Source organism: Moorena sp. SIO2C4, from assembly GCF_010672485.1.
Taxonomy (GTDB): Bacteria; Cyanobacteriota; Cyanobacteriia; order Cyanobacteriales; family Coleofasciculaceae; genus Moorena; species Moorena producens.
The window spans coordinates 1-7,840 of the sequence record NZ_JAAHGN010000266.1 but is presented as its reverse complement, the minus strand read 5'-3'; the positions used below and the strand labels follow the sequence as shown (position 1 = coordinate 7,840).

Genomic DNA, 7,840 nt, shown 5'->3' with positions numbered 1-7,840 from the left:
AATTGGCACCAAGATCAGAGTTTGTAGGGAAAGGATAGAAATTGCTCTATAGATTATTTGTGGTCGGATGTTGAGGCAACCAATTAAAGGAAATAAGGCCAGAAGCGCCCAAGTTCTCAAAAAGGAGTTAATAAAGGATTTTATCGTTTTAACAGTTGAAAAACCCCAATCTAAATGACCCACAACTAAGGCTAGGCCAATGACTGATATGCAAACAATCCAGACCCAGACTCCAATGGGAATCCGAATCCTTTCTTCCGGTGGAGTATCTGATGTTTGCTGCCAAAGCTTCTTAATTAGATAAAAGGTTAGCAGCCAAGCTAGAGCTGGGGCAAAAACAAACTGTGCGCCTAAAAAAAATAATAAGTAGGTGGAAATTATATAATAGAAAACTACTTTTTCTTCAAAGTTTTGGGGTTTCATTAAAGCCTGCCTAATGGCTTAGGTTACTGGTGCCATGCTATGATGTCTAGCTTGATAACAAGTGGATTAGTTGCATCAGAAATCTTTTCTTTGGTTCCCGATTGGCGATGTGAAGCTATTAGATGTTGTGAAACTATTATTTGATGGTTGAGAACGTAAGGGTGGAACATCAGAATTAAACGATTCTACTTTGCCGTACATTGAGGGTTGTGATTTACCTTGTAAATGGGGACGTAACCAGAGTAAAAATAGTCCTGCACTAATTAACAATGAACCAGCTGCTGCACCAAGTAAGGCCGATGACTTTTTCGGTGCTATCGCGTCTGGGGGTAAGCTGGGTTCAGCTAGCAGCTGAACTTGAGGATAGGAAAGGGATTGGTTGAATCGACCAATGGCTGATTGAGTTAAGGTTGAAGCATAGATAGTTTCCGCAATGCGCATATTGCGTTCTAGGATCTCCATCCTCAAAGCATCCTGGCTCATTTGTTTGAGTTTGGCTTCGAGCTCAGCAATCTGGTTGGTTAATACCCAGGCTCTAGCTTCCACACCCTGTTGCCGTGCTTCCACCTCAACAATTTGGCGCAGCAAATTTTCCCGGGAAGAACCAGTTTCAGGCCCAGAGTTAACACTGAGCTGGTCAATAATTGCTAAAGACATGGGGCGACCTAACAGAGATTGACTACGCTCTAGCAAAGCTGCTTTAGCACTCTCTTGCTTGCTCTTCTCGTCCACTACAGATGGATGCTTGGAACCGTATTTGGAACTCAAAACCGTCAGGGCTGCCGTAGCCTGACTGTATTCCCTTAGGGTTTGCTGAAATATCTGGTCAGCCTTAAGTACAAAAGCATCAGCAGCTTGTCCAGACGACAACTTGAGATTAGCTGAGAGGTTGCTAAGATTGGCTTTTGCTTCTCGCCCTTGGGCTAACAAATCGATTTGTTGTTGTCGTAAACTTTCTATAGTGGATGATAGCTGGTTAACTTGTTCTTTCGAGTTCAATCCAGTTCTAGCTTTGTGTTCAGACAGACGTCTTTGAATATCTGCTAAATTTTTCTTAGCTGCCTCCAAATCAGCTTGAATTGGTAGCTGATTGTCTCCTACTTCTTCTTGCCTAAGTTGTTCAAGTCTCTCCTGGAAAGCCTGGTGCATAGCAAAACCTTTCTGTTGGGCTTCCTCAGCAGAGTCTCCTGTGATTTCAAAGGCCATCATAGTTGAATTGTCAACAATTTTGACCCTAGGCTTGCCCAGCTCTTGAGAGGACATGTTCAGTATACTGGCAGCATCCTTAAGCACCGGCTTACTTTCCGCAATGAATTTCATCTTTTCCCTCGGGTCATGGGAGCGATCGCCAAATGGTGACCTAACATCTGAACTCGCTCCCCCTAATTCTGGGATATTAATTCTGGTGGATGAGCCTGAGACAGGAAGTGATACTGCCCATTTACTGGTATAAGTTGGCTGAGCTGATTTCAAATAAAAAAATGTTAAGCCCCAAATTCCGGCATTAATGGATATCCCTAAACACAAGTAAAATAGCCAACGTAGAGGCATGAGATTTGATTTTTCATAGGGATATGGGGCTATGGTATTATAATTAGTAGTCATTGGAGCATCTCACCTGGCAAATCCACATTTTGAGTTTTAAGTTGTAGTTTTAAGTTGTAGTCTTAAGTTGTAGTCTTAAGTTATGATTTTTTATAGTTTCTATTATGAAAGACTTGGCAGAGAGTTTTACCCCACTATCAAGCAATGGCTTAAACCCTTAGCCAATACACCCCTGATGAAGAGTCAGATCCCCTGAGCTTATAACTTGTGATAGATACATTAATTATAACATTTCAGCTATCCTCAATATGAATTAGGGTATAAATATGTCTTTAATAATCCGAATGGGATTGAAGATATCCCCAATAAAGTCAAAAACACTTTTGACATTAGTGACCGTTGAATCATAGCAAGCGACACTATCTCTTGGCATCAGCACTGGATTAACTTGGTCATCATTAGGCTTCTTCACCAAGTCCTCTACAGAACGTTCTATTGCCAGAGTTTCCCCAGTAGTACGGTCAGTTTGCAGTAACAGAGCACGGCGATCTGCATTTGTGGTTTCTGTGCCTCCGACACAACTAGCAGCAATTACAGCTTGAGACAGACGGGAGCCATATTCAACTTCCTGGACTCTAAGGTCACGTCCATTATTGGGATTAGTCAGATTGGAGAGAAACACAGGAATAGTTGAGGGAGTAAGCTGGGAAGGTCTGGCTAGATAATATTGAGGCAACTCCCGAGTAGGAACAATGATTTGGTCTCCAGCAATCAAGGGAATATCCTCCACTGGTGATCCGGTGAAGACACCAGATAAATCAATTACCTGTTCCTGTTCACCCCTAACCAACCGCACCTGTTCAATGTTGGCATTTGGTTTGATGCCGCCAGCCGTTAAAATGGCAAAGGTTAGGTAGCGTTCTGGAGGATAGTCTCCTGAGACAGTAGCAATCGATGCCGGTAAGTCTCGACCTTTAGAATCCGTATCATTAATCAAAACCCGACCAGGTTCAAAAACCGCTCCTCCCACAGTTACCTGAATTGGAGCCCACTCAAACAGTTGAATGCTGACTTTGAGGAAATCAGCCTGAAAAAAGCCTCCTTCAAGTAAAGCCTTGACTAGGTCTTGCTCGATTTCTGATACTTCTCGACCCGCTGCCAGTATCGGGTCTAGGTAGGGGAATTTGATGTAACCATCCAGATTAACTTCATAGGTGGCACTGAAGCGTTCAGCTTCCGGGATTTCTTCTTCGCCAGCCACAAAGAGTCTAAGGCGATCGCCAGGAGACAGTGGTAGAGCCCAACTGGGAACTGATAAACCTATTGCTGCTACGGTAGTAATTAACCCTGCTATCCAAAACTTGAGAATGGACATTGAAGAATCTCTGGGTTCACAACTATTACTTAGTGCTATTACTTAGTGATAACACTTAGTGATAACACGTGATAACACTTAGTATAGGGGGGTTTGGGTCAGTGTTTGAGTGTTGACTGACGATCAACACTCAACAAAAAACATTCAACAAAAAACACTTAACAAAAAACACTCAATTCCCTTTGCGAGTAATTCAAGTATATAAGTAACTATAGCGTTTGTATCTAGGTTGTAAACACACGTATTGCCGAAAAAGGCAAGAGGCAAGAGGCATGCATGCTAGAGGGGCAAGAGCTCCGGAGTTTTATTGGAAAATAACAAAAGACCTTCTAGGTTTACATCTCAAATACATACAAATGCTATAGTTAAGTTTAAGTTAACCAACCACAACAGTTTCTTTAATTGCCGAGAGGGGCTTACCCTGAAAATATTCAGGAATGGGCGCTCCCATCAAATTCAGAATAGTGGGGGCTAAATCTAGAGAATGACCAGCTGGTAAACTAGAACCTGGCTCAATATCTTGTCCTTTAATCACCAAAAAGCCATCAGAGCGGTGAGAACCAGTACGATTAAAGGGAACTGGACCAATGCGTCCAATATCGGGACTATCTACTACGTCAGTAGCATATTTTTCTTGCCAGATAACGACTAAGTCACCATCAGGTAATTTCGGACCAGTTTCAGTTGCCGATTGGCGGGTGCGGATAATTTCCTTCACCATTGGTTCCCCAGTGCGAGCATCTTTAAGCTGGTAGAGTTTTTGAGTCAATTCCTCACATACAGCATCGTACTGATCAGGGGCGACAATACCCTGAGGTTCCCTTCCCTGGAGATTAATCCTGATATATCCTTCCGAATAACTAGGCAGCGCGAATGCTTTCATCTGAGGCCAGCACGGTTGGTACCAGGATGGACTCTGGAAGAAGAATGGATCAGATTCTGCCTGCATCTTGAACGGAGAAATGAGATCCGGTGCAGGAGTGGAACCAAACAAGGGTGCGATGGGATTGAAAAGTTTGGTAGGGAGTTGACGTCTCAAAAAACCTTTGAGTGGATTCGATTCATGCTTGAGGCTCCATACTTTTCCCATCCAACCCTTTTTCGCCCTGGCATCATTGACTAGGGGTTTTGGGGGTTTACCATACTTGCCACGAGCAATGCCATATTTACCTGGGAAACTCCAGCGATAGAGAAATTCTGGCAGGAACAACATACTCGGTAGATCCATGACGTTAGACCCCATACCATGGGCAGCAAATACTACGACCTGGGCATTATCCGGGGCTTTGCTCAAAATGCCACCAATGGCTTCGTCAATAGCTTCAAAAATTTCTAACACGGGATCTCCAGGGCATTTAGCACCTACAGATGGGTAGAGAGGATGATCCGGCTGACTCAGGTGCCAGAAGTAATGCCCTGCAGTATGGGTTTCACCAAAGATTGTTAAGAAGAAATCCCACGGCATCTGCTGCAACAAGTCTTGACAAATGGCACCCCGGCGGGCGATACCAATCTCCAGTTGTGCTTGAAGACCCTTGAGTGCTGCCACATCCATAATACTGGCATGGTCTTTGCGTAAGACAGGATGCTCACCATGCTTATCAATCACATCCTGTAGCAAGGATTTGGGTATGGAATGACTGGGAGTCTGAGGAGAGTGAGCTCCCCAAGCAAGGACTTGCAACCCATTGACCTGATTGGACAGGGGAGCTTGAGGCATATCAAAGACTGCCACCCGATAGTCATCTCCCAAGCCATAGAAGGGTTGATACTCAGCAAAGTCGTAGGCTTGAATGTCTTCTACTTCGTAAGTGCCTTCCTTAATTTTCAGAGGTGCCCAGTACCCTGTTTGCTCAGGAGAACAACCAGTAAGGAATGTTGTCCAGGGAGTCTCAGCCCGGTAGTATTCATATGTCTTTAAACGTCCGTAAGATCCCTGTTCTCGTAAGCGACGCAGGTTTTTCAGATGTCCTTGAGATATCCATTGCTCTATCAAGGCAGGGTCGGCAGCATCCAAGCCAATGGCAATTACAGGGTTTCTCATTGTTGTGGTCGGTAGATGTGCGGGTAATTTTCTGGTAGGTTAAGTAGTGTGCCTAGTTTAGCTCAGCATCTAACCTTACAAATAACGATAGTCGGCTTCACACAGATGAAGGTTGAAGGATCGATGAATCTTAGAGTAGGCTTTTATAAAGTTTCTGTAAAGACTACTGCTATCGATCACACTATGTAGTCTCATTCTATAAGTAGCAAAGATTTGAGGCATTTGTTAGCTCGACTAGTTCTCCGACTCGACTGGTGAGCTACTCCCTGGTAAAAAATCTTCTTAAAATAAGGCATAGACCTGATCAATACTACCTGATCAAAACAACGACTCGTGATCTGGAAAAATTACCCTTGTTAGCTCATTTATGTAGAGTCGATGAAGAATATTTAAAGATTTTATTAAGTTCAGAGAAAATACTAGGCTGGACTCGCCCATAGGCTATGATATTAATGGTATAATTAACCATTAACTAACCATCAATGAACCATAACGGAGGACTGGTGCAACCATAAAAACCAGTAATTTTAATTAAAGTAAATCCCTAATACATAACAAATAAATAAAGCCTAAATAAAGCCTAAATAAAGCTATTCTTCCTAAGTATTATAGAGAGGAATTGACTTGAGGTTTTTAAGCTATAAGCATCTAAGCAGATTGGGAGTTACTAGGAGGAGGGAAAACTTAATTCATTCCCAGACAGCCTGATTGATTCAATCAGAGTTGACTCTAATCTATAACGTTATGATTAGTAACCAATTCTCCCCTCGATACGTTCTAGTTCACGCTGTGACAATGAGATTGAATATTTCGTGAATTACCTAACACTGTCCTGAGGGATAATTCATCGCTTCTTAACACAGTGAACTAGAGTTTAATGCTAATACCAAAATAGATTTATGTCAAATTACTGAGATCATTGTTATCAAACCCTGGTGTAATCTACCTCAAGGGATTACTGTTGTTTAATTAGGGAATATTTATAGGTTCAGCTATCTAGAAAACAGGTGGGACCCGAACGCGCCCCGCGTCGGCTTTGCCGAAAGGTGCGACCCAAGGGCGATTTACTCGCCCTAGGAGGCGCGCACCTTGAGCGAATTTAATTACGGGTCAAGGGCACCTAAGGGTATTTACCAATAATTTTTCAGAGCTACTATAGTCAAATTACTAAAACTGTGATAATGTAATTTTATTCTTTTCCAAATAAAATCTTCTTGCTCGAAACAGTATCAAGCTAACTTGGGTAGCCGATCGGGAAATGGCAAATTGACTGAGTTCGGCTCCAAGTCTGAAGATTGTTGGGAAAAGCTTGGCGGCTGTTTTTAGTGCTTATTCCTTAGGTAGGAGAGACATCGTAAAGTAAAAAGGTTAAACATGAGAGAAATAGTGAAAATACTAAACTTAGAGATTGATAATATATCCAAGTCAGAGCTGTTAAAGCGGCTCGATACCGGGGTGATTTTCACTCCCAATGTCGATCACTTAGTCAAGCTACAAAAAGACCCTGAATTCATGAAGGCATATCGAATTGCCGATTATAGATTATGTGATAGTAAAGTTGTGTATTATGCGTCGAGGTTCTTGGGGTCACCCATACAGGAGAAAATTTCTGGATCTGACCTTTTTCCAGCTTTTTATGATTATCACAGAAACAATAAGACTATTAAAATATTTCTCTTAGGTGGACGAGAAGGAGTCGCTAAACAAGCTCAAGAAAATGTCAATGCTAGAGTTGGCAGAGAAATTGTTATCGCTGCGCACTCCCCATCATTCGGATTTGAGAAGAATGATGCTGAATGCCGAGAAATCATCGAAATGGTTAAGAACTCTGGAGCTACAGTACTAGCTGTGGGAGTTGGTGCACCTAAACAAGAAAAGTGGATACATAAGTACAAAGATCAATTACCAAACATCAAAATATTCATGGCAGTAGGTGCCACCCTTGATTTTGAAGCAGGCACTAAACCAAGGTCGCCTGAATGGATGAGTGATGTAGGATTGGAATGGTTACACAGGCTATTATCTGAACCGCGACGATTGTGGCGGCGATACCTGTTTGATGCTCCGGTCTTCCTTTGGTTAGTGTTGAAACAAAAACTCAAGAGTTCTATGTTGCCACCAGCTAGGGTCAATCTGAATTGATCCCAAGTGATATCGTTTCGGTTTATATGGGAATTGTTTGGAGGAAAACCGCGAAGATCCAAAGGACAGGAAGGGAGGAAGGCACAAAATTGATCATTGAGCCATTCTCGTCAGGTCACTGACCAAGCTAACTGGATCCTCAAGATTACCGATTACGTTTGTACCAATTACTTTTGGTGTCGCACTTCTACAACGGTGTGAACATTACCCCGTGGGTTAAAATCCCCCTTGATGGTGACTTCTTCGGGGTTACAGGCGGCTACGAAGTCATCTAAAATTTGGTTGATACTCTCTTCGTGGGAGATGTAGCA

General features: G+C 42.7%; 4 protein-coding genes and 2 pseudogenes. 1 reads left to right on the top strand and 5 read right to left on the bottom strand.

Annotated elements, in window-relative coordinates; genetic code table 11:
- From F6K20_RS15635 to F6K20_RS15620, 4 genes and pseudogenes are all read right to left on the bottom strand, one after another.
- Positions 1 to 423, bottom strand: a pseudogene (locus tag F6K20_RS15635) (O-antigen ligase domain-containing protein); the annotation flags it as partial.
- Positions 424 to 498: 75 nt separating this feature from the next.
- A complete protein-coding gene (locus tag F6K20_RS15630; protein WP_008179036.1) occupies positions 499 to 2,028 on the bottom strand; it encodes a GumC family protein in 1,530 nt (509 codons plus the stop codon).
- 253 nt (positions 2,029 to 2,281) lie between these two features.
- Positions 2,282 to 3,343: a polysaccharide biosynthesis/export family protein gene (locus tag F6K20_RS15625; protein WP_008179040.1), complete on the bottom strand. Its 1,062-nt coding sequence runs from the start codon at positions 3,341 to 3,343 to the stop codon at positions 2,282 to 2,284.
- A gap of 376 nt (positions 3,344 to 3,719) precedes the next feature.
- Complete coding sequence (locus F6K20_RS15620; RefSeq protein ID WP_287248828.1) at positions 3,720 to 5,387, bottom strand: alkaline phosphatase family protein; 1,668 nt, start codon at positions 5,385 to 5,387, stop codon at positions 3,720 to 3,722.
- A 1,374-nt stretch (positions 5,388 to 6,761) separates the two neighbouring features.
- Here F6K20_RS15620 and F6K20_RS15615 point away from each other — a divergent pair.
- A complete protein-coding gene (locus F6K20_RS15615; protein ID WP_008179049.1) occupies positions 6,762 to 7,529 on the top strand; it encodes a WecB/TagA/CpsF family glycosyltransferase in 768 nt (255 codons plus the stop codon).
- Between the two features lie 167 nt (positions 7,530 to 7,696).
- Here the strand turns inward: F6K20_RS15615 and F6K20_RS15610 are convergent.
- Positions 7,697 to 7,840, bottom strand: a pseudogene (locus F6K20_RS15610) (preQ(1) synthase); the annotation flags it as partial.